General features: G+C 73.5%; 17 protein-coding genes. 6 read left to right on the forward strand and 11 right to left on the reverse strand.

All coding sequences use genetic code 11. The features are described 5' to 3' along the window. Positions 1-549 precede the first annotated feature (549 nt). Positions 550-1,734, forward strand: coding sequence for a neutral zinc metallopeptidase (locus ACZ63J_RS09685; protein ID WP_465403826.1), 1,185 nt, complete (start codon positions 550-552; stop codon positions 1,732-1,734). Here the strand turns inward: ACZ63J_RS09685 and ACZ63J_RS09690 are convergent. Continuing rightward, the gene (locus ACZ63J_RS09690; RefSeq protein ID WP_465403828.1) at positions 1,731-2,822 is read right to left on the reverse strand and encodes an RDD family protein; all 1,092 of its coding nucleotides are present in this window, start codon (positions 2,820-2,822) and stop codon (positions 1,731-1,733) included. The two genes, ACZ63J_RS09685 and ACZ63J_RS09690, sit on opposite strands and share 4 nt — an antisense overlap. A 33-nt stretch (positions 2,823-2,855) precedes the next feature. Between ACZ63J_RS09690 and ACZ63J_RS09695 the strand changes: the two genes are divergently transcribed. After that, positions 2,856-3,863, forward strand: coding sequence for a stage II sporulation protein M (locus ACZ63J_RS09695; protein ID WP_465302944.1), 1,008 nt, complete (start codon positions 2,856-2,858; stop codon positions 3,861-3,863). Here the strand turns inward: ACZ63J_RS09695 and ACZ63J_RS09700 are convergent. From ACZ63J_RS09700 to ACZ63J_RS09725, 6 genes are read right to left on the reverse strand one after another with little or no spacing between them, the layout of a single operon-like run. Further along, entirely contained in the window at positions 3,855-4,610 is a 756-nt protein-coding gene (locus tag ACZ63J_RS09700) for an RICIN domain-containing protein (RefSeq protein WP_465403830.1), read from the reverse strand. The genes ACZ63J_RS09695 and ACZ63J_RS09700 overlap by 9 nt on opposite strands. Before the next feature lie 48 nt (positions 4,611-4,658). Then, a complete protein-coding gene (locus ACZ63J_RS09705) occupies positions 4,659-5,951 on the reverse strand; it encodes a DUF58 domain-containing protein (protein ID WP_465403832.1) in 1,293 nt (430 codons plus the stop codon). A gap of 1 nt (position 5,952) precedes the next feature. Beyond that, the gene (locus ACZ63J_RS09710; protein WP_465302950.1) at positions 5,953-6,918 is read right to left on the reverse strand and encodes an AAA family ATPase; all 966 of its coding nucleotides are present in this window, start codon (positions 6,916-6,918) and stop codon (positions 5,953-5,955) included. Then, positions 6,915-8,054 (reverse strand): DUF4350 domain-containing protein, encoded by a 1,140-nt coding sequence (locus ACZ63J_RS09715; protein ID WP_465403834.1) that lies wholly within the window; start codon positions 8,052-8,054, stop codon positions 6,915-6,917. Before ACZ63J_RS09715 ends, ACZ63J_RS09710 begins: the two co-directional genes overlap by 4 nt. Further along, positions 8,051-8,692, reverse strand: a complete 642-nt coding sequence (locus ACZ63J_RS09720) for a DUF4129 domain-containing protein (protein ID WP_465403836.1) — start codon at positions 8,690-8,692, stop codon at positions 8,051-8,053. Before ACZ63J_RS09720 ends, ACZ63J_RS09715 begins: the two co-directional genes overlap by 4 nt. Next, positions 8,686-9,858 carry a proline-rich domain-containing protein gene (locus ACZ63J_RS09725; RefSeq protein ID WP_465403838.1) on the reverse strand — a complete coding sequence of 391 codons (1,173 nt, stop codon included), beginning with the start codon at positions 9,856-9,858 and terminating at the stop codon, positions 8,686-8,688. The genes ACZ63J_RS09720 and ACZ63J_RS09725 overlap by 7 nt, the downstream gene beginning before the upstream one ends. 250 nt (positions 9,859-10,108) lie before the next feature. On the opposite strand from ACZ63J_RS09725, the gene ACZ63J_RS09730 reads away from it, so the two are divergent. Further along, positions 10,109-11,131, forward strand: a complete 1,023-nt coding sequence (locus ACZ63J_RS09730) for a neutral zinc metallopeptidase (RefSeq protein ID WP_465403840.1) — start codon at positions 10,109-10,111, stop codon at positions 11,129-11,131. Here ACZ63J_RS09730 and ACZ63J_RS09735 read toward each other — a convergent pair. Then, positions 11,124-11,558, reverse strand: a complete 435-nt coding sequence (locus ACZ63J_RS09735; RefSeq protein WP_465403989.1) for a hypothetical protein — start codon at positions 11,556-11,558, stop codon at positions 11,124-11,126. The two genes, ACZ63J_RS09730 and ACZ63J_RS09735, sit on opposite strands and share 8 nt — an antisense overlap. A gap of 104 nt (positions 11,559-11,662) precedes the next feature. Further along, positions 11,663-12,742 carry a potassium channel family protein gene (locus ACZ63J_RS09740; RefSeq protein ID WP_465403842.1) on the reverse strand — a complete coding sequence of 360 codons (1,080 nt, stop codon included), beginning with the start codon at positions 12,740-12,742 and terminating at the stop codon, positions 11,663-11,665. A gap of 91 nt (positions 12,743-12,833) precedes the next feature. Here ACZ63J_RS09740 and ACZ63J_RS09745 point away from each other — a divergent pair, with 91 nt between their 5' ends. Beyond that, positions 12,834-13,202: a DoxX family protein gene (locus ACZ63J_RS09745; RefSeq protein ID WP_465403844.1), complete on the forward strand. Its 369-nt coding sequence runs from the start codon at positions 12,834-12,836 to the stop codon at positions 13,200-13,202. 84 nt (positions 13,203-13,286) lie between these two features. Continuing rightward, positions 13,287-13,802: a hypothetical protein gene (locus tag ACZ63J_RS09750; protein ID WP_465403845.1), complete on the forward strand. Its 516-nt coding sequence runs from the start codon at positions 13,287-13,289 to the stop codon at positions 13,800-13,802. Positions 13,803-13,974: 172 nt separating this feature from the next. Here the strand turns inward: ACZ63J_RS09750 and ACZ63J_RS09755 are convergent, their stop codons facing one another. Both ACZ63J_RS09755 and ACZ63J_RS09760 read right to left on the reverse strand, forming a co-directional pair. After that, entirely contained in the window at positions 13,975-17,211 is a 3,237-nt protein-coding gene (locus ACZ63J_RS09755) for an ATP-dependent helicase (RefSeq protein WP_465403847.1), read from the reverse strand. A gap of 187 nt (positions 17,212-17,398) precedes the next feature. Next, positions 17,399-20,611 (reverse strand): ATP-dependent helicase, encoded by a 3,213-nt coding sequence (locus tag ACZ63J_RS09760; RefSeq protein ID WP_465403849.1) that lies wholly within the window; start codon positions 20,609-20,611, stop codon positions 17,399-17,401. A gap of 133 nt (positions 20,612-20,744) precedes the next feature. Here ACZ63J_RS09760 and ACZ63J_RS09765 point away from each other — a divergent pair, with 133 nt between their 5' ends. Then, positions 20,745-21,056, forward strand: coding sequence for an MGMT family protein (locus tag ACZ63J_RS09765; RefSeq protein WP_465302968.1), 312 nt, complete (start codon positions 20,745-20,747; stop codon positions 21,054-21,056). Positions 21,057-21,082: the final 26 nt, after the last annotated feature.

Below are 21,082 nucleotides of genomic sequence, written 5' to 3' on the forward strand. Positions count from 1 at the left end.
CCGCGCCGCCCGCTGCCACCAGGGCGAGCGCCGCTGCCGCCGCCGGGGGTGCGGCCGTTGCCGCCGGGCCGGCCGGGGCAGGGTGGGCCGGGGCCGGGTGCGCAGCCGGGCCAGCAAGGCGGGCAGGCGGGCCAGGGTGCGCAGCCTGGCCAGCAAGGCGGGCAGGCGGGGCCAGGTGGGCAACCGCCGCACGGGCCTGGGCAGGGCGGGCAGCCTGGGCAGCAAGGCGGGCAGCCGCCTCACGGGCCTGGCCAGGGCGGCCAGCCCGGGCAGGCGCCGAGTGGTGCGCCGGGCCAGGGGCCCCAAGGCCCTGGCGGCGCGCCGGGCCAAGGGCCGCAAGGCCCCGGCAGCACTCCGGGCCAGCCGCCGCAGCGGCCGGGCGGTGCTCCGGGCCAAGGCGGGCAACCGAACCAGGCGCCGAGTGGTGCTCCGGGCCAGCCACCGCACGGTCCCGGCGGCGCGCCGGGCCAGCCGTCGCAGTGGCCGGGCGGTGCTCCGAACCAAAGCCGACCGCCGCAGGGACCCGGCGGATGGCCACCTCCGCAGGGCATGCCCTCGCAGACCGCGCCCTACCCCCACGGCTACACCGGCCCGCCGACCGGCCCCTTCATGCCACCACCGGGCACTCCCCTTCCGCCGCCGGCTGCCGCAGCGCCGCCCGTCTTCACCCCGGGTTATGCCGGGCCGCCGCCTGGGGCTCCCTTTGGGCCGCGGTTCGCTCCCGGGTACCGGCCCTACGTCGCCAAGAAGTCGAACACCGGCGTCATCGTGGCCGTCGCGATCATCGGGATCGTCGCCGTCGTCGGGGGGCTGATCGCGGCCATCGCGCTCACCGGGGGCAACAAACGGCACGTCGCCGACGCCGGATACTCCAGCACCTACCCGACCGAAACCACCGAAACGTCCGAACGCACCACCGAAACCACCCCCACCACGGAACGGACCACGTCCCGCACCTCCGAACGCGAAACCCCGACGACGTCCCAGACGCCGTCCGGCCCGCGCTCGGTCGCGCGCACCAAGGACAACCCGCTCTTCGAGGACGCCAACTACGGCCTGCAGAACGTCCCCTGCTCGCTGAGCCGCTGGGCGACCGACCAGAACAGCGTCCAGCGGTTCTTCCAGTCCGGCATCACCTGCCTCGACGCGATGTGGTCACGCGTCCTCGGCGCGGCCGGGCTGCCGTTCGAGTCGCCGAAGCTGTCCGTGCCGGGGTCGATCTCCGAATCGTCGACGCCCTGCGGCGGCGGGGGCACCACCACCGGGGTCACGCCGTTCTACTGCCCGAACAACACCACGATCTACATGCCGATGGACCGCATCGAACTGGACGTCTGGGGCAACCACCCCGGCCCGTACCTGTCGATCCTGGCCCACGAATACGGCCACCACGTGCAGAACATGGCCGGCATCAGCGAGGCGTACGGCAACCAGCGCTACGACGCGGGCGCCGACTCGGCCGTCGGGCTGGAGCTGTCCCGGCGGATGGAGCTGGAAGCGCAGTGCTTCTCGGGGATGTTCCTCGGCTCGGCGTCGGTCTCCGGCGGCTCGGTCGACAAGAACATCTACAACGAGGCCTGGAACGCCCAGGACCGCGGCGACGACTACGCCCGCAACGGCAAGCACGACCACGGCAGCGCCCGCCACAACATCTCCTGGTGGCAACACGGCGCGACGACCAACCGCAACCAGCAGTGCAACACGTGGCTCTCGTCGTCCGGGGACGTGTCCTAACTCGGTGGTGTGAAGGGATTTTCGACGGCGGGAGCGCCGGACGGCGGAGTCGGCGGATCCGGCTCGGCGGCCGCCGCCGGGGACCACGGCGCGGCGCCCGGCTGCCCCGCCGCGGCGAAATCGGGCTGACCCGCCGCCACGGCACCCGGCTGCCCGGCGCCTGCGAAATCGGGCTGACCCGCCGCGAAGCCCGGCCGCCCCGCAGCACCCGGCTGCCCGGCGCCTGCGAACCCCGGATGACCCGCCGCGAAGCCCGGCCGCCCCGCGGCACCCGGCTGCCCCGCCGCCGCGAAGCCCGGCCGCCCCGCCTGCCGAGCCGCATACGCCTGGAAGGCCCGAGCCTGGTCCCGCCGCCGCCGTTCCGCGAGCACCGCCGCCAGGAACGCCCACGGCGGCACCCCCGGCGGCATCGGCGTCCCCAAAGCGTTCCCCACCTGCTGCGCCAACCCCCAGCCGAGCGCCTCCGCGGCCTCCGGGCGCAGCTGACTGAAGCGCGCCAAGAACTGCCGGCTCGCCAACGCGAGATCGTCCGGCAGACGCGTCAGGTCGAGCTGCGCCGCCCAGCCCTCCAGGCCCGGCGGCATGCCGATCGCCGGGTAACCCGCGCTTTCCGGCACCCGCTCGCGGACCACCAGCGTCCCGGCTAGAAAGTCGCCGACGCGGCGGCCGTCGGAGGAGCACAGCGACACGATCACCGCGACCGCGCCGAACAGCCCGAGCATCCAGAAGTCCACGATGAACCCGGCGAGCCCACGCACCAGCGCGTGCCGGAACCGGATCGGGCCGCCGTCGACGCGCACCACGCGCAGGCCCACCGCCAGCTTGCCCAGCGAGCGGCCGCGCGAGAGCGTCTCGAACAGCACCGGGTACCCGACCATGATCAGCACCAGGAACACCAGGATCAGGGTCAGCGCGAGCGCTTCGTCCGCGTCCGGCACCACGACCGTCAGCAGCAGGATCGCGCCCAGCAGCAGCACGAACTGCACGAGGACGTCCAGCGCCATCGCCAGGGCGCGGCTGGCGAGCTTGGCCACCCGCAGGTCCAGGACGACGGCTTCGCCGGTGACCAGCTCGGATTCCTCGTGCACGGGGCCCAGCGTAACGACGGATAGGGTGGGCGCGTGGATGTGGACGTGTTCGTCGCGGCGCACACGGCGGAGTGGAACCGGCTCGGTGAGCTGACCCGCCGGGGCGGAAAGCTGTCCGGGCCCGAGGCCGACGAGCTGGTGACGCTCTACCAGCGGACCGCGACGCACCTGTCGATCGTCCGGTCGGTCGCGCCCGACCCGGCGCTGGTCGGGCGGCTGTCCGGGCTGGTCGCACGCGGCCGCAGCGCGATCTCGGGGTCGCACAACCCCGCGTGGCGCGAGGTCGCCCTGTTCTTCACGCGCCGGTTCCCGGCCGCGGTCTACCTGTCGCGGCGCTGGTGGATCCCGGCCGCGCTGGTGTCGATCGCGGTGATGGCGGTGATCGCGGTCTGGGTCGCGCACGACCCGAACGTCCGGGCGGCGATCGACTCCCCGGACGGGTTGAACGAGCTGACCAGGCCCGGCGGCGAGGCCGAGAGCTACTACTCGACCGGGCCGGCGGGCTCGTTCGCGGCGAGGGTGTGGACGAACAACGCCTGGGTGGCGGCGACGTCGCTGTTCCTCGGCGTCGCGCTCGGCCTGCCGGTGATCGGCGGGCTCTGGCTGAACGCGCTCAACGCCGGCGTGATCATCGGCGCGATGAGCGCGGCGGGCCGCCTCGACGTGATGATCGGCCTGCTGCTCCCCCACGGCCTCCTGGAGCTGACGGCGGTGTTCGTCGCGGCGGGCACCGGCCTGAAGCTCGGCTGGACGGTGATCGACCCGGGCCGCCGTTCGCGGTCGCAGGCGCTGGCCGAGCAGGGCCGCTCGGTGGTGGTGATGGCGCTCGGGCTGGCGTGCGTGCTGTTCGTGACGGGGATCATCGAAGCGTTCGTGACACCGTCGGGCTGGCCGACTTGGGTCCGCGTGGGCATCGGTGTGCTGGTCGAGGTGGCGTTCCTCGTTTACGTCTTCACGCTCGGAAGGCGGGCGGCGAAGGAAGGCGAAGTCGGCGATCTCGAAGCCCGGGACATCGGCGACGCCCTGCCCGAGTCAGCATAGGCACGAGCCCTCGAAGGCGATCGACGATCCGTCCTCCAACCCCGCCGTCCCCACGAACCGGGCCTCGAACTCCCCCACCTCCGTCAACACCAGCTTCGGGCTCGACGCCGAACCGTCCGCACCCGTCTTCACCGTCACCGTCTCACTGCCACCCTCGAAAACCAAAGCATTCTTCGGACGCGCCGCCCGGACGAAGAACGTCACCGGGACGTCGGCCGCCGGCTGGCCGTTTTCGCCGATCACGCGGACCACGAATGGCACTCCCGGGTCCTTCGTCGCCAGGCGCTGGCCGTTGCCGGACAGGATTGCCAGTGTCCGGCCGCCCGCTGCCCACGTGTTCGGGATACCCGTCAGGGAACAGACTTCCTGGTACAGGCGGGCGCCCGCGACCGCGCCTTCCGCGGTCAGACAACGCGCCGTCGCGACGTTCGCGATCTCCACCAGGCCCGGCAGGCCCGCCACGCGCCGCCACGCCTGGTGCTTGTCCTTGTCGTCGCAGGCCGCCAGCTTCACCGCGACGCCGTCGACCGGGCTCGCCGCGGCCAGGCACTGTCCGCTCTGGACGTTCGTGAAGTGCTGCCCGGCGTAGGTCCACTTGGCGCCCGGGTCGGCCGCGTCGGCCAGGACCGGCTGCCCGGACACCACCGCGAGCGACAGCTTGCCGCCGCCGTCGGCCAAGTAGACGGGAGCGCCGTCAGCCGTGGGCGCCGAAGAGATCGCCAGGGCCACCGCCATGAGCTTCCACATGCTTCGGGCTTAACAGTCCGGCCGGACGCCCACCACCGGAGTCACCCGTCAGAGCCGCCCGGCCGCCTTCAACGCCAGGTACCGGTCCGCCAACGCCGGCGGCAGCTCCTCCGGCACCGCGTCCACCACACTCACGCCGTGCCGCGCCAGCCGTTCGGTGACGCGCTGCCGCTCGGCCACCACCCGCGACGCCGCCGCCGCGTCGTACACGGCTTCCGCGTCACCGCGGCCGGTCAGCATCTCCGCCACCCTCGGGTCCGCCACCGACGCGATCACCAGCTCGTGCCGCGTGGTCAGCGAGCCCAGCACCGGGAACAGGCCCTCCTCCAGCGGCGCCGCGTCCAGGCCGGTCAGCAGCACGACCAGCGAACGACGGCGGGTCCGCTGAAGCACCTCGGCGATCATCCCGCGCGCGTCCGTCTCCACCAGGGACGGTTCCAGCGGAGCCATCGCGTTCACCAGCGAAGTCAGCAGCGCCGCCCCGGACGACCCCTGCACCGCGGCCCGCAGCCGGCGGTCGTAGGCCAGCAGGTCGACGCGGTCACCGGCGCGGGAAGCCAGTGCCGCCAACAACAACGCCGCGTCCATCGCCGCGTCGAGGCGCGGGGCGTCGCCCACCCGGCCGGCCGAGACGCGGCCCGTGTCGAGCACCAGCACCACGTGCCGGTCGCGTTCCGGGCGCCAGGTCCGGACCATCACGTCGGCCGCGCGGGCCGTCGCGCGCCAGTCGATCGAGCGGACGTCGTCGCCGATCACGTACTCGCGCAGGGAGTCGAACTCCGTGCCCTGGCCGCGGATCAGCACCGCGTTGCGGCCGTCGAGCTGCTGCAGCCGCGCCAGCCGCGACGGCAGGTGCTTGCGGCTGTGGAACGGTGGCAGCACGCGGACCGTCCACGGCACCTCGTGCGAACCCTGCCGAGCCGCCAACCCCAACGGCCCCACCGACCGGACCGTCACCCGCGCCGCCGTCCGATCACCGCGCCGCGACGGCTTCAAGGACGTCACCACCGTCCGCCGCTCCCCCGGCGGCACGCGCACCGAATGCCGGTCCGAAGCGCCGGCCGAAGGTGGCCACGCGTCGCGCAGCAGCCCCCGCACAGTTCGCCCGCCGGGGTTCGCGACGACCAGCGTCACCTCGCACGGCTCGCCGAGCCGCACCGAAGTGTCGCCGGACCGCCGGAAGGTCAACGGCCGCACGCTCCCGGCCAGCACGAGGTCGACGACCACGAGCAGCAGGAGCACCCCGCCGACCGCCAGGATCCCGGTGTCCGACGGCGCGAGCAGCCCGACCACCAGCGCGCCGAACAGCGCCAGCAGCCCGAGCCTTCCGGTGACGGCCATGTCAGCGCGGCACGGGCACGGACGCGAGGACGCGGTCCAGCACCCCGTCCGCGGTGACGCCTTCGAGCTCCGCCTCCGGCCGCACGTCCAGGCGGTGCCGCAAAGCGGGCCGCGCCAGCGCCTTGACGTCGTCAGGGGTCGCGTAGTCGCGCCCGGCCAGCCACGCCCACGCGCGCGTCACCGCGAGCAAAGCCGTGGCGCCACGCGGAGAAACGCCGATCCGCACCGACGGCAGAGACCGCGTCGCGCGGCACAGGTCGACGACGTACCCGATCACCTCGGGCCCGATCGTCACGCGCGCGACGGCTTCGCGCGCGGCCGCCAGTTCCGCGGCCCCGGCGACCGACTTGAGGCCCGCCGCCGCGAGGTTGCGCGGGTCGAAGCCCTGCGCGTGCCGCCAGAGGATCCCGATCTCGTCCTCGCGCGACGGCGTCGGCATGGTCAGCTTCAGCAGGAACCGGTCCAGCTGCGCCTCCGGCAGCGGGTAGGTGCCCTCGTACTCCACCGGGTTCTGGGTGGCGATCACGATGAACGGGTCGGGCAGCGGCCGCGACTTCCCGTCGAGCGAGACCTGCCGCTCCTCCATCGCCTCCAGCAGCGACGACTGCGTCTTCGGCGGCGTCCGGTTGATCTCGTCGGCGAGCAGCAGGTTCGTGAACACCGGCCCCTCGCGGAAGGAGAACTCGCCGCTGTGCGCGTCGTAGACGATCGAGCCGGTGACGTCGCCGGGCATCAGGTCCGGCGTGAACTGCACCCGCGTCGTCTCCAGGTCCAGCGCCGCCGCGAGTGCCCGCACCAGCAGCGTCTTCGCCACCCCCGGGACGCCTTCGAGCAGCACGTGCCCCCGGCAGAGCAGGGCCAGGATCAGCCCGGTGACGGCGGCGTCGTTCCCGACGACGGCCTTGCCGACCTCGGCGCGCAGCGCGATCAGCGCGTCCCGGGCCCCGGTCGGATTCTCGCTGGTCAAGTTCGCCCTGCCTCTCGTTCCACCCTGTCCAGTTCGCCGGCCAGCCGGACCAGCGCGGGGTCGTCCGGCACCGGTGGGCCGTAGAGGACCGCGCCGACGTCGGCGGCCTGCCGTCCGGTCCGTTCGCTCACCGAGCTCACCAGCGCCGCCGCGTCGGCGTCGCGGGGCAGCCCCAGCGCGGTCCGCAGCCGGGCCCGCGCCGCTTCCCGCAGTGTCTCGCCCGCGTGGCCCGCGGCTTTCGCCCGCCGGTACAGCCGGGCGCGGCCCTCGGCGGTTTCGGCCGCGCGCACGACGATCGGCAGCGGCTCGGTGACGACCGGGCCGAGCCGGCGGGCGCGCCACAACGCCAGCAGCGCCACGGCGATGAACGCCTGCGCGGCGCCGAAGTACCAGCCGTCCGGGATCAGCTCGAAGATCGATTTCCGGCTGGCGTCCAGCGCCGGGTCGGTCACCGACGGCAGGTACCAGACGAGCGTCGGGTGCGCCCCGAGCAGGTGCAGCGACAGCGCCGCGTTGCCCTGGTCACCGAGCTTCGCGTTGGTCAGCGGCGCCGACGAGCCGAGCAGCGTCGTCGTGCCGCCGTTGTCGGCGAACTGCAGCAGCGTGCCGCCGCCGTCTTCGGCGGGGTAACACGAGCGTGCGCCGGGTGCGGCGTACCCGACCCCGCCGAGCGTGACGTCGCCGGCCGCGACGGCCGCGGCCACCGTGCACTGCGGGCTCAGGGTTTCCTGGCCGCTCTGGCCGACTGGCCGCACCAGCGGCAGCGAATCGCGCAGCGTCGGCGCGCCCGGTGTCACCAGGACGACGTCGGCGGCGCGCTCGCGCAGCGCGTCGAGCCGCTTCGCGGGGACCAGGTCCGGCTGGGTGACCAGCAGTGTCGCGTTTTCGCCGATCTCGCTGTCGGCTTCCCCCATGGTGTGCGCGGTGCGGACGTCCACACCTTGGTCGCGCAGCAGCTGCGCCAGCGCGTGCGCGCCGCCGGGTTCGTAGGAGCCGGGTTCGAGCATGCCGTGCGTCTGCTCGCCGCGGCCGAGCAGGAGCAGCGCGCCCGCGGCGAAGATCAGCGCGACGAGGGCGAGGGGGATCCGCACGCCGCGCCAGATCCGGCGCAGGTCCGGGGAAACCGAAGTGGTCACGGGCCCGCCAAGGCGACCGGGCGTTCACGGCGGCAGCGCTCGTCCAGCTCGGTCAGCGTCCGGTACGCCGTTTCGGTGCCTTCGCGGCCGCCGTAGTGGACGTCGTCGAAGAGCCGCGCGCCCTGCCGCAGCGCTTCCGCGACGTTCGGCAGCAGCACCCCGGCCTCGATGGCGGCCTCGTCGGCCGTTCGGCCGGAGCGGGCCTCGAGCAGCGCGCGTTCCTCCAGCGCCCGCACGACGGCGCGGAAGCGGTCGCGCACGGCGTCGTCGAACCGGCCGGCGGCCGCGGCTTCGGCCGCCGAGCGGCGGTAGTCGGCGGCGCTCCGGCGCGCCCCGCCGAAGACGGCGCGCTCGGCACGGGCCGTGCGGGCGATCTTGCCGGTGCGCAGCCGGACGACCACCACGAGCACGATCAGCAGCACGAGGACCAGCACCAGCCCGAAGATCCCGCCCGGGACCACCGACGACAGCCCGTCCAGCAGCTTCTGCAGCTGCTCGCCGAGCCACTGCCCGACCTGCTGGAGGATGTTCGGCTTCGCGTCGCGGTACTTCGGGTCCGACAGCTCTTCGGCGGCAGCGCGCCGCGCAGTGTCCCGGTCGATGTCGACCGGGACGTCGGTGAGCAGCAGCGTCACCATGCCTGCGGCGGCTGCTGCACTCCGGCCGCGCGGGCCAGCTCGATGTCCATGCCCTCGTGGCGCATCCGCTGGTCGAGGTAGACGATCACGGTGACCAGCGTGACGAAGGGGATCGCGATGGTGCCGGAGACGATCTGCCCGGCCGCCTGCAGCAGCAGGTCGCCGGTGCCGGGCACGACGACCTTGCCCGGGTTCAGGATCCCGGAGAACACGCCGGACCCGAGGCTGAACGGCACCTGGATGATGTTCTCGAAGAACGACTCGATGATCCGCGCCAGTACGAGGATGCCGAGCACCCGCCAGAAGGCGGCCTTGACGAGCGTGACCGACCGCGAGAACGCCTGCCGGAAGCTGCCGCGTTCGAGGACCAGCGCCGGCGCCGCCAGCGCCCAGAACACCCAGGCCACCACACCCGGGATGATGCAGAGCATCAGGCCGATGGTCGAGACCAGCGAGTAGACGAACGCGACACCGAGCAGCGGCAGCAGCCGCGGCTGCACCTCGGCCCAGGCGACGCCGAAGGTGACCTCGCGGCCGAGCGCGGCCCGGCCCATCACCGCGGCCATCAGGCCGGTGGTGACGGTCATCAGCAACGTCGAGATCAGCGCGGCCGGGATGGCGACCAGGAAGAGGTCGCCGAACGTGCCGAAGAGCGCGTCGCGCAGCTCCGCCTCGGTCGCGCCCGGCCCGAGCTGGGCCGTGTTCGCGAGGCTCTCGAGGTCGGTGAGCACGAACTTCTGCACGACGAACGTGACGGCCGCGGCGATCACCGCCACCACCGCGCCGATGCCCAGGGTCAGCAGCGGGAGCCGGCGGATCGTGGTGATCGCGCCGTCGAGGACGTCGCCGATGTTGAGCGGCCGCAGCGCGATCACGCCGGGCTTGCCGAGGCCGTGCGGGTTCCACCGCGGCGGCTGGCCCGGGTACTGCGGCATGCCGTAGGACGCAGTCGGCGGGGCCGGCGGGCCGGGGGCCTGCCAACCGGGTGGCGGGGTGGGCTGCGAATCCGGCGCCTGCCACCCGCGCGGCGGCGTCGCCGGTGACGCCGTGTGACCTTCCGGCGGCTTCGGTTCACCCGATCCAGGGGCGGGAGCCTGGGGGATCCCCTGGCTCGGTGTCGGCGTGTCGGCGCCCTCTCCGCCGGGCGCGCCACCGGTGTCTGTCATCGAAGCCCCTCGCCTGCAGTACGTGCTTGCCGCCACTCTTTCAGAGCCGGTCACACCCGGCCAGACCTGGGGTGACGTCGGTGCGTCGTGACCGCTCGCGCACAGACGGGTGCGAGAGGGCCCGTTCCCCCGATATGCTGAACGGCGGGATCGGGTACCCCCGGTCCGTACCGAGACCCTTCGGGACTGCCTAGTGACGCAACCGCCCCACGGCCAGGTACCGCCTCGCGGAACCGTCCAGCCGCCGCCGGTGCCGGATGCGCAACCGGCTCCCCCGTGGCTGGGTCACCCGCACACCGTCTCCGCCCCGAAGCGCCGCTCACCGGCCGCGATCATCGGGGTGTGCCTCGGCGCGGTGGCCGTGCTGGTGCTCGGGCTGGTCGCGATCGTGGCCCTCAACCGCGACCAGGCCCCGCTGGCGAACGCGAACTACCGCGACACGCCGACGTCGCAGGACGTCCCCTCGCAGCTGCCGCCCGGCGGCGCGGGCGCCCCGGCCTCGGCGTCCCCCGGCCCGTCGACCGAGGTGCAGACCCCCAGCGCGACCGGCCCGCAGAAGATCCTCAAGCTGGCCGACCACCCGATCCTGCAGGACCCGAACGCCGGCCTGCAGAACCGCGTCTGCACGCTGCCGGCCTGGCAGAGCACCCAGGCGGGCGCGGAAGCGTTCTTCACGGCCGCCAGCAAGTGCCTCGACGCGGCGTGGGGCCCGTTCCTCGAGGCCTACCACCTGCCGTTCACCTCGCCGGCCCTGCACTTCCCGACCGGCGCGAGCTTCGAGACCGAGTGCGGCACCATCCAGGTCGGCATCGCGACCGCCGCGTACTACTGCGAGAACAACCTGTACGTCCCGTTCCGCGGGCTGCAGACCGACCAGTACGGCAACAACCCCGGCGTCTACCTGGCCCTGTTCGCCCACGAGTACGGCCACCACGTCCAGGAGGTCGCCGGGCTGATGGACGCGGCCTGGCAGAAGATCTACGAAGCCGGCCAGAACAGCCCGGCCGGGCTCGAGATGTCCCGGCGCAAGGAGCTGCAGGCCCAGTGCTTCTCGGGCATGTTCCTCGGCGCGCACGTCGACCAGGGCGGCACGATCGGCCGCGACATGTACAACAAGGCCTGGAACGACCAGGAGACCCGCGGCGACAACACCTCCCGCAGCCACGACCACGGGACGAACGCGCACTACGCGTCCTGGTGGCGGGCGGGCGCGACGAGCAACCGGATCGCCGACTGCAACACCTTCGCGGCGCCGTCGTCCGAGGTCAGCTAGCGGTTTTGGGCCTGGCTGTTTTGGGGCGCAGCGGGATGCTCAGCCACAGGTAGACGAACATCCCGCCGGAGAAGCACGCGAACACCAGCAGGAACAGGCCGATCGGGCGGCGCGCGTCCGAGGCGCCGGCCGAGGTGTCCGCGGCGCGGACGGTGACCGTGCCCTGGTCCGGCAGGACCTCCGGGACACCGACGTCGATGCGCTCGCCCTGGCCGTGGCCGCAGCCGTTCAGCGTGCCTTCGTGCGTCTTGCCCGCGACGGTGAACTTCACAGTCTCGACCGCGTCCGCCCCGTCGCACGGCGCCGGCTTCGTGACCTCGGCCTGCACGGGTGCGCCCACGTCGTCGTTGGTGATGCCCAGCAGGCCCGGCCCGGCGAGCCAGGCCAGCAGCACGACGAGCAGGCCCGCCGCGGCGGGGATCGCCACCGTGGGCCACTTCAGGGCGAGGGGTCGCGGGGGCACCCGGCCATGGTTCCAGATCCGGCGGGCAAAACCCAGGCGGCCCGGTCCCGCTCAGTGCCGAAGCGGACCTATCGCTCGATCTTCTCCGCCTGCGTGACCTTCTTGACGTAGAGCAGCTTGTCGCCGGGTTCGATGGCGTCGGCCTGCGGGGCGTCGACGCGGTAGAGGACACCGTCGCGGACCACGCCGAGCACGAGGTCGGGCAGGTGCCGCGGCGACCCGCCCTCCTCCGACGGCTCGACCGGCCGCTCGGCGATCGCCAGGCCGGACTCCGGCGTGAGCAGGTCCTCCATGATGTCGACGACCAGCGGCGTCGACGTCGCCATGCCGAGCAGCCGCCCGGCCGTCTCGCTGGAGACGACGACCTGGTCGGCGCCGGACTGCTTCAGCAGGTGGACGTTCTCCGCCTCCCGCACCGACGCGACGATGTGCGCCTTGGGCGCCAGCTCGCGGGCGGTGAGCGTGACGAGCACCGCCGTGTCGTCGCGGTTCGGGGCGACGACCACCGCGCGGGCGTGCTGCACCGCGGCGACGCGCAGGACGTCCGAGCGGGTGGCCGAGCCGTGCACGGCGACGAGGCCGAGCGCGCTGGCCGCGTCGAGGGCCTGCTGGTCGGTGTCCACGACGACGATCTGGCCCGGGGCGACGTTGTCGTCGCCGAGCAGCGCGTTAACGGCGGACCGGCCCTTGGTGCCGAACCCGACGACGACCGTGTGGTCGCGCACCTTCGTCCTCCACTTCTGGATCTTGAACGCCTGCCGGGAGCGCTCGGTGAGCACTTCCAGGGTCGTGCCGACCAGGACGATGAGGAAGAGCACCCGCAGCGGGGTGATCACCAGCACGTTCACCAGCCGGGCGGACGACGTCGCGGGCGCGATGTCGCCGTAACCGGTGGTCGAGAGCGAGACGGTGGCGTAGTACAGGCTGTCCAGCAGGGACAGGCCGTCGCCGTTCGCGTCGCGGTAGCCGTCGCGGTCGACGTAGACGATGACCACGGTCAGCAGCAGGGCGAGGGTCGCGCCGATGACCCGCTTGAGGATGGAGCGCAGGGGGCTGACCGTCAGCTCGGGCATCCGCAGGACGCCGACGAGCTCGTGGTCCGGGCGATCGGTGAGGCTGCCGAGCGGCAGCCGCCTCAGCGCCTTCATGCACCCGCTCCGGGCGGCCGGTGTCGAGCGTCACTCACGCCCGGAGGATAGCCGAACCGCGGGAACCGCCGCCGCGTGGAACGATCGGCCGATGGCTACCTCGCAACGGCCCGCGCACGTCCTGGCGGGGGCGCTGGGCTTCATGGGCGTCCTGCACTTCGCCGTCCCGAAGCCGTTCGACGGCCTGATCCCGCGGTCCCTCCCGGGTTCCCGGCGCGCGTGGACGTACGGCTCGGGTGCCGCGGAGCTGGCGGTGGCGGCGGCCGTGGCCACTCCGCGGACCCGTCGGTTGGGTGGGCTGGCGGCGGCGCTGCTGTTCGTCGGCGTCTTCCCGGGCAACGTCAAGATGGCGGTGGACGCGCGCCGGGCGCCGTTGCCGCAGCGCGCGATCGCTTTCGGCCGGCTGCCGCTGCAGTGGCCGCTGGTGGCGTGGGCGCTGAAGGTCCGCGACGCCGCCTGATCGTCGGCCCCTTAGGCCGGGGCCTCCCGCCGTTGCCCTCCTTAGTGTCGTGCCGACAAGTCCGGCACTTTCAGGGGAGGGCCCATGTCCGTTCGCCGAATCGCGCTGTGGAGCGCCGCCGTGGTCACCGCCTGCGCGGCGGCCGCGGGAGTCGTCAGCTCGTTGCCCGCTTCCGCCGCGGGCACCACTCAGGACGTCTTCGCCCGGTCTCGTGCGACGACGGAACTTTCGGCGTCCGCGGGGATCTACGTCGGGGTGAGCACCGCGAGCATCACCGGCGGCACCGGGAACTGGGTGGTCCAGGCCACGGCGACGGTGGTCAACTGGGGCCTGAGCGACTACTACCGCTGCCGGCTCTCCGACGCCGACGGCGTTGTCCTCAACACCTCGACCGCGCTGGTCGGCACGAGCGCCGCGCCGGGCAGCGCGGGCGACGGCGCCATCGTCGCCACGATCACGGTGGCGGGCGTGGTGAACAGCACCGCCAACGGCAACTGGGTGGCCCTCCTCTGCGGCCACGACGCCGGCAACCGCCCCAGCCGCGTCGACCCGGGCGCGACCGTCTGGGCCCACCGCAGCTCCGAACTGCAAGTCCAGTAGCGAAGCACCCGTGACTGAAGGGTCGACACGCGTGACTGAAGGGTCAACTCGCGTGACTGAAGGGTCAACACGGCTTCCGGGGTCCTGGATCGCCGTGTCGACCTCTCAATCACGCGTGTCGACCCTCTGATCACGCGTGTTGACCCTCTGATCACGCGTGTTGACCCTTCAGTCACGCCTCGGGGATGTCGCGGAGCAGGCGGCGCAGGGCTTCCGGGTCCAGGAGGTCCGCCGGGCGGATCGTGCGGTTCGCGCGGACGTAGTGGAACGCCGCGCGGACCTCCGTCACCGGGACGTCCTTCAGTGCCGCCCACGCCATCCGGTACGCCGCGAGCTGGACCGACAGCACCGGGAGCCGGGACTCCGGGGGCACCGAGCCCGTCTTCCAGTCCACCACTTCCCAGTACCCGTCCGGGTGGCGGAACACGGCGTCCATGCGGCCACGCAGGGTGATGCCCTCGACGTCGGCCGAGAACGTCACCTCGACCGCGTGCGGCACCCGCGACGCCCATTCGCTCTGCTCGAACGCCGTCCGGAGGTCTTCGAAGTCCGCGTCGGGGACCTCGCCGAAGTCGGCCGCGCCGGGGAGGTCGTCGATCTCGATCAGCTGGTCGCCGGCGAAGCGGCGCTCCAGCCAGCCGTGGAACTCCGTGCCGCGGCGGGCGAAGCTGTTGGGCTCCACCGGGAGCGGCCGGCCGAGGTCGGTCGCGAGGCGGTCGGCGTCGTCGGCGAGCGCGACCAGCTGGCTCACCGAAAGCTTCGACGGCAGCGGGACCCGCCGGACGCGGTCGTCCTTGCGCGCCCACTCCTCCAGCAGGACGTCGGTGTCGGTCGTCCAGCCGTCCGGGTCGTCCTCTTCGGACTCTTCCTCGTCCGAAGTGGACAGTGCTTCGAACACGAGGTCCACGCCGGTCTGCACGCCGGTGCGGCGGTCGGCCAGGGGGTCGAGCGGCCAGCGGGCCGTCCGGGAGTCCGACACCAGCGGGTTCTCGTCCTCGGCGGCCGGCTCCGGCGCCCACTCGGCGAGCTGCCCGACGCCGCTCTCGCGCACCACGCCGGCGATCTCCGTCAGGAACTCCGACGGCCCCTTCGACCGGCTGCTGCTTTCGTTCCACCAGTGCCCGGACACGATCAGCGCGTGCTCGGAGCGGGTCAGCGCGACGTAACAAAGCCGCCGCTCCTCCGACTGCTCCCGCTCGACGAACCCGGCTTCGTGCAGCTCCAGTCCTTCTTGGACTTCCTTGCGGTCGTACCCCTCGGCGATCCGCAGCTCCGGCAGGTCCTCGGCGTCACCGCGCAGCACCGCGGGCAGCGACGTCGCGGTCCGCAGCCACGACGACGACCGCCGCCGGCCGGGGAAGACGTCCTGCACCAGGTGCGGGACGGCGACGACCTCCCACTCCAGGCCCTTCGCCGAGTGCACGGTGAGCACCTGCACGCGGTCCGGCACCACCTCGACCTCGCCGGGAGTGAGCCCGTCTTCGGCGTGTGCGGCCGTGTTCAGGTAGTCCACAAAGGACAGCAGGGTGGCCGTCGGCGCCGTCTCGGCGTAGTCGGTGACGACCTCGGCGAACGCGTCCAGGTGCGCCCGCCCGGCGGATCCCGGGCGGGCCAGCGACTCCACGTCCAGGAGCATCGTGCGCTCGACGTCGGCGACCAGCTCCGGCAGCGACTGGTCGAGCCGTCGCCGCAACGCGGAAAGCTCACGGCTGACGCGTTTCACGCGCTGGTAGCCCTCCGGCGAGTACCGCTCCGGCGCGCCCGGCTCGTCGACGGCGTCGATCAGCCCGGCCTGCTCGACGCGGTCGACGACCAGCTCCGGGCCCTCGGTCTTTTCGGGGCTCGACAGCTCCCCCGCGCGCCGCCACAGCGCGGCGACGTCGGCGGCCGCGAGCCGCCAGCGGGCGCCGGTCAGCAGCCGGGCCGCGGCGCTGCCCGACAGCGGGTCCGCGAGCACTTTCAGCGTCGAAACGAGGTCGGCGACCTCGGGCTCGTCCAGCAGGCCGCCGAGCCCGACGACCTCGACCGGCAGCCCGCGCGCCCGCAGCTCGGCGGCGATCGGGGCCATGTCGGCGCGGCGCCGCACCAGCACCGCGGCACTCGGCGGCTTGCCGGTCTCCTCGCGCACGGTGTGCCAGCGCCGGGCCAGCGCGTCGGCGACCCACTCGCGTTCGGCGCGGATGTCCGGCAGCAGCGCGCACGCGATGTCCCCGGACCCGGCGCCTTCGCGCGCCCGCAGCCGTTCGACGCCGAGGCCGCGCGCCCGCAGCGGTTCGGCGATGGCGTTGGCGAGGTCGAGGATCTCCGGCGGGTTGCGGAAGCTCGTCAGCAGCCCGAAGTCGTGGGCGGGCACGAGCCGTTCGCCGTCGAAGCGGGGGAAGTCGGTGGTGAACCGCGGGAGGTTGGCCGCGCTGGCGCCGCGCCAGCCGTAGATCGCCTGGGCGGGGTCGCCGACCGCGGTGACCGGCATCGGCGGGTTTTCGACGCCGCCGAACAGCGCCCGCAGCAGCACGCGCTGAGCGTGTCCGGTGTCCTGGTACTCGTCGAGCAGCACGGCGCCGAACCGCTCGCGTTCCCCGCGGACGACGGACGGGTACCCGCTCGCGAGCTGGGCGGCCAGCGACATCTGGTCGGCGAAGTCGAGGGCGCCTTCGTTGCGCTTGCGGCGGTGGTACTCCTCGACGAGCGGCAGCAGCGCGAGCCGGAAGTGCTGCGCGGCCATGATTTCGGTGAGCTTCTGCGGCAGCGCGGCGCGCTGGCCCTTGGCGCGCGGCGCGTTCTCGATGACGCGGCACATCCAGGTGGTGTACTCGGCGAGCTGGTCGGTCGAGATGAGGTGCTCGCCGAGTTCGCCGGCGAGCTGCAGCACGTCCGCGGTGACGGTCGGCGGCACGCGGTCGGTGTCCAGCTCGTTGTCCCAAGTGGACACAACCCGGTGCGCGATCTGCCACGACGAGGTCTCGGACAGCAGCCGCACGCCGGGTTGCACGGGCAGGCGCAGGCCGTGTTCGGAGAGCAGGCGCCCGGCGTAGGCGTGGTAGGTGAGGACGGTCGGCTCGCCGGCGACCACAGTGGACCGCAGCCCGCCGGTGGGATCGAGCCGGTCGAGCAGCCCGGACCCGGCGAGCCGCCGCAGCCGAGCGCGGACGCGTTCCCCGAGCTGGCGCGCGGCTTTGCGGGTGAAGGTGAGGCCGAGGACGCGGTCCGGGCTGACGATCCCGTTGGCCACCAGCCAGACGACCCGCGCGGCCATGGTTTCGGTCTTCCCGGCCCCGGCCCCGGCAACGACGAGCGAGGGTTCGACGGGCGCGGCGATGACGGTGGCCTGCTCGGGCGTCGGCCGGTGCAGCCCGAGCGCATCGGCGAGTTCCGCGGGCTCGACGGGGTTGGCGATGACAAGGGGACTCATGCGCGCCCTCCCGCGCCGGGCCGGGCGGAGCTTTCACGTGAAAGCTCCGCTTTGCGCGGCAGAGTGGAGCTTTCACGTGAAAGCTCCACGGCAGCAGCCGCGGCACCCGAGCTTGCTCCGGCAACCGCGGCGGCGCCCAAGCCCGCGTCGCGGCGAGCCCCGGGAGCCCCAGCCTCACTCGCCTCGCTCACGGGCCGGGCACCTGCCTGCCCTCCGGCCGCAGCGGGCAGCAGCCCCGCGCCGGGCAGCGGTCGCAGTCCGGGTTCTCCTGGGCCTGGTAATCCGGGCCCGCCGCCGAGGCCGCCGCCGTCTGGACCAGCTCCAGCCACTGCTTGCCGCCCACCTCGTCCAGCGGTGGCTGGGACCGCTCCGTCGCGCCCGTCTTGTTGTTCGCCTTCGCCACGTACACCAGCCGCGCGCCGCCGGGCTCGTTGCTGCCCTTGATCGCTCCCAGCAGCACCGCCAGCTGGTACGCCGCCAGCTGCGGGTGCTCCTCGGCGTCCTTCCCCGACACCGGGACCTTGCCCGTCTTGATGTCGACGATCACCGGGCGGCCCTCGGCGTCCAGCTCGACCCGGTCGACGCGCCCGCGCAGCAGCACCCGTGGCTCGTCGGAACCGCCCGCCGGCAGCTCGACCTCGATGTCCTGCTCGACACCCGCTTCCTTGAGCTCGGCCCGGCTGCGCTCCAGCCACGTGACGAAGTTCTGCAGCATCCCCTCGACCCGCCGCCGCTCACGCCGCGAGAACCACGGCGCGCCCGCGTCGACGCGCACCCACGCGTCGTCCAGTGCGGCCTGCAGCTCCGCGTCGGTGCTGCCGGACGCCACCGCCTGCGCGAGCCCGTGCACCAGTGTCCCGGTGACGGCGGCCAGCTGCGCCGGGTCGCTGCCGCCGTGGCGCTCGATCATCCAGCGCAGCGGGCACTTCGTCAGGATTTCCACTGTGGACGGTGAGATCCGGATCAGGTCGCCGGCCGCGTGCACCGGCGCGTCGGTCGACGCCGGGAGCAGGCCGTACCACGTCGACGGGTGCGCGCCGGGCACCTTCGCCTCGGCCAGGCGCGCGAGCTGCTTCGCCGCGCGACGCCGGCGTGCCGGGTCGGCCTTGTCGTCGCAGACGACCTCACGCAGCTCGCCCACCAGCTCGGCGAGCACCAGCGACCGGCCGGGCGGCTTCATCCGCGAGTCCAGGCCGCCGTCGTCGGCGCCGTTCTCCTCGAGGTCGTCGAGGAACCGCGACGGCTGCTCGTCTTCACCCGAAACCGCCGTGACGAGCAGCGTCTGCTTCGCGCGGCTCATCGCGAGGTAGAACAGGCGCCGCTCCTCGGCGAGGATCGGCGCGGTCTGCGACACGGCGTCGTCGTCGACCCCGGCCATCAGGTCCTTGAGCCGTTCCACCCCGAGCACGGACCCGCGCAGCCGCAGGTCCGGCCACGCGCCTTCCTGGACCCCGGCGACGGCGACGACCGTCCACTCGCGACCGGCGGCGGCGTGCGCGGTGAGCAGCGAAACACCGTCGGACGGGACCGCGGCCGGGGCGAGCGTGTCGCCCGCGATCCGTTGTGCGCCCAGGTAATCCGCGAAGGACGAGACGCTCGAACGCGGCAGCCGGTCGACGTACCGGCCGGCCGCGTCGAACAGCGCGACCACGGCGTCGAGGTCCCGGTCGGCCTGCGCGCCCAGCGAGCCGCCGCGCTCGACCTGCTTCAGCAGCTTGTCCTGGAAGCCGCTTTCGGTCCACAGCTGCCACAGCACCTGCTCGACGCCGTCCCCGCGCAGGACGGCCTGGTGCGTGAGTCGCAGCAGGCCGCCGACGCGGCGCACGGGCTCGGCTTCGGCGTCGGCCAGCCCGGCGAGAATGTCGCCGCCGCGCAACGCTTCCACGAGCAGCTCGTCACTCGACCGCTGCCCGCCGCCGGCCAGCTCGAGCCGGCGCAGGCCGCGCCGCAGCCGGCGCAACGCCAGCGGGTCCGCGCCGCCGAGCGCCGACGACAGCAGCATTTCGGCGAGGTCGACGTCGAGCAGCTCCGGTGACGGCGCGAGCTTCAGCACGGCCAGCAGGGGCCGCACGGCGGGCTGTTTCGCCAGCGGCAGCTCTTCGGTCGCCGACCCGATCGGGACGCCCGCGGCGCGCAAAGCGCGTTGCAGCACCAGGAAAGTCCGCGCCGGTGACCGGACGAGCACCGCGATCTCCGACCACGGCACGCCGTCGACGAGGTGCGCGCGGCGGAGCTGGTCGGCGATCCAGCTCGCTTCGGCGGCCGGGGTCGGCATCACGCGGACCCGGACATTGCCGCCGACCGCCCCCTCCGGCGCGACGATCTTGCGGTGCGCCGACGCGCCGGGCAGCGTCCGGCCGATCTTCGCGACCGCCACGCGCACGGCCGGGGCGAGCCGGTGCGCCGTCGTGAGCGTGACCGTCCGGCTGCCGTCCGGGTCGGCGTCGGCGAACAGGTGCGCGTCCGCGCCGCGGAAGGAGAACACGTTCTGGTCGGGGTCACCGGCCACGACGAACTCGGCCGCGGTGTGCCCGATCATCCGGACCAGGCTGGTCTGCAGCGGGTCGAGGTGGTGGGCGTCGTCGACGAACAGGTGCCGCACGCGCGTGCGCTCGCGTTCGCGCAGCTCGTCGTCGTCCTCCAGGGCGAGCAGCGCGGAGGTGACGAGCTCGGCGGCGTCCAGCGCGGGCGCGCTCGCGACCCCCAGCGCGTTGCCGCCCGCGCCCTGCAGCTGCGTGACTTCTTCGTACTGCGCCCAGAACTGCCCGGCGGCGACCCACTCTTCACGGCCGCGGCGGCGGCCCAGCTCGGCGAGGTCTTCCGGGCCGAGCCCGCGTTCGGCCGCGCGCATCAGCAGGTCGCGCAGCTCCTCGGCGAACCCCGGGACCATCAGGGCCGGCCGCAGCTGCTCCGGCCAGTACTCGGCCTCTTCGTCGAGGTCACCGGCCAGCAGCTCGCGGACGACGACGTCCTGCTCGGCGCCGGCGAGCAGCCGGGGCGGCGGGAGCTCTTCGGCGTTCGCCTCCAGCCGCAGCAGCGAGTAGGCGTAGGAGTGGACGGTCCGGACGAGCGGCTCGCGGACCGTCCGCGGCAGCGGCCGCGCCTGGTCGGGATCGGCGGTGAGCCGCCGGGTGATGTCGGCGCGCAGCGCGTCGGCGGCCTTGCGGGACGTGGTGAGCACCAGCACGCTCTCCGGGTCGGCGCCCTCGGCGATGCGGCGGGTGGCGGCCGAGGCCAGCAGCGACGTCTTGCCGGTGCCCGGGCCGCCGAGCACGCGGCGGAACCCCTCGGGTGCGGAGAGCAGGCGCCGGGCCGCGGAGTCCCAGGTGAACGTGGGTGCGTCGGCGATCGGCGGGCGGACCAGCCGCGCGTCCGCCTGCGCCGTTCGCCTCGCGTTCACCCAGCGATGGAACCACGACCGGAGTAACCGGCGTGGCACCGGCACGCCTTAACGGCGGCGCGTTCGGTGAAGGTGCCGGAGCGTGCGACGGGCGGCTACGAATTGTGTCGTACCCGTGCGGCAGAGTGGGGGTATGGACGACGTTCTGCACGAGCGCGTGCGGGAGATCATCGAGTCGGTGCCGGCCGGCACGGTGGCGACGTACGGCGACATCGCGGCGCTCGCGGGCGCCCCCTCACCGCGGATGGTCGGCGCGATCCTCGCCGAGGACGGGCACGACCTGCCGTGGCACCGGATCCTGCGCGCGAACGGCACCCCGGCGCCGCACCTGGTCCACGACCAGCTGGAGCGGCTGCGCGCGGAGGGCGTGCTGGCCGACGGCCAGCGCGTCAACCTGCGCAAATACCGCTGGCAGCCGGACGAGGAAGAGGAGGGCCTGTTCTGAGCCCTGGTTTTTAGGTTAGCCTACCC

It is taken from the genome of Amycolatopsis sp. NPDC104863 (assembly GCF_055582965.1).

What these genes read in the sequence shown, in the direction of transcription:
- ACZ63J_RS09685 (WP_465403826.1), top strand. Translation starts at nt 550, where the DNA reads ATGCCCTCGCAGACCGCGCCCTACCCCCACGGCTACACCGGCCCGCCG.
- ACZ63J_RS09765 (WP_465302968.1), top strand. Translation starts at nt 20,745, where the DNA reads ATGGACGACGTTCTGCACGAGCGCGTGCGGGAGATCATCGAGTCGGTG.
- ACZ63J_RS09750 (WP_465403845.1), top strand. Translation starts at nt 13,287, where the DNA reads ATGTCCGTTCGCCGAATCGCGCTGTGGAGCGCCGCCGTGGTCACCGCC.
- ACZ63J_RS09700 (WP_465403830.1), bottom strand. Translation starts at nt 4,610, where the DNA reads ATGTGGAAGCTCATGGCGGTGGCCCTGGCGATCTCTTCGGCGCCCACG.
- ACZ63J_RS09745 (WP_465403844.1), top strand. Translation starts at nt 12,834, where the DNA reads ATGGCTACCTCGCAACGGCCCGCGCACGTCCTGGCGGGGGCGCTGGGC.
- ACZ63J_RS09725 (WP_465403838.1), bottom strand. Translation starts at nt 9,858, where the DNA reads ATGACAGACACCGGTGGCGCGCCCGGCGGAGAGGGCGCCGACACGCCG.
- ACZ63J_RS09755 (WP_465403847.1), bottom strand. Translation starts at nt 17,211, where the DNA reads ATGAGTCCCCTTGTCATCGCCAACCCCGTCGAGCCCGCGGAACTCGCC.
- ACZ63J_RS09740 (WP_465403842.1), bottom strand. Translation starts at nt 12,742, where the DNA reads ATGAAGGCGCTGAGGCGGCTGCCGCTCGGCAGCCTCACCGATCGCCCG.
- ACZ63J_RS09720 (WP_465403836.1), bottom strand. Translation starts at nt 8,692, where the DNA reads ATGGTGACGCTGCTGCTCACCGACGTCCCGGTCGACATCGACCGGGAC.
- ACZ63J_RS09705 (WP_465403832.1), bottom strand. Translation starts at nt 5,951, where the DNA reads ATGGCCGTCACCGGAAGGCTCGGGCTGCTGGCGCTGTTCGGCGCGCTG.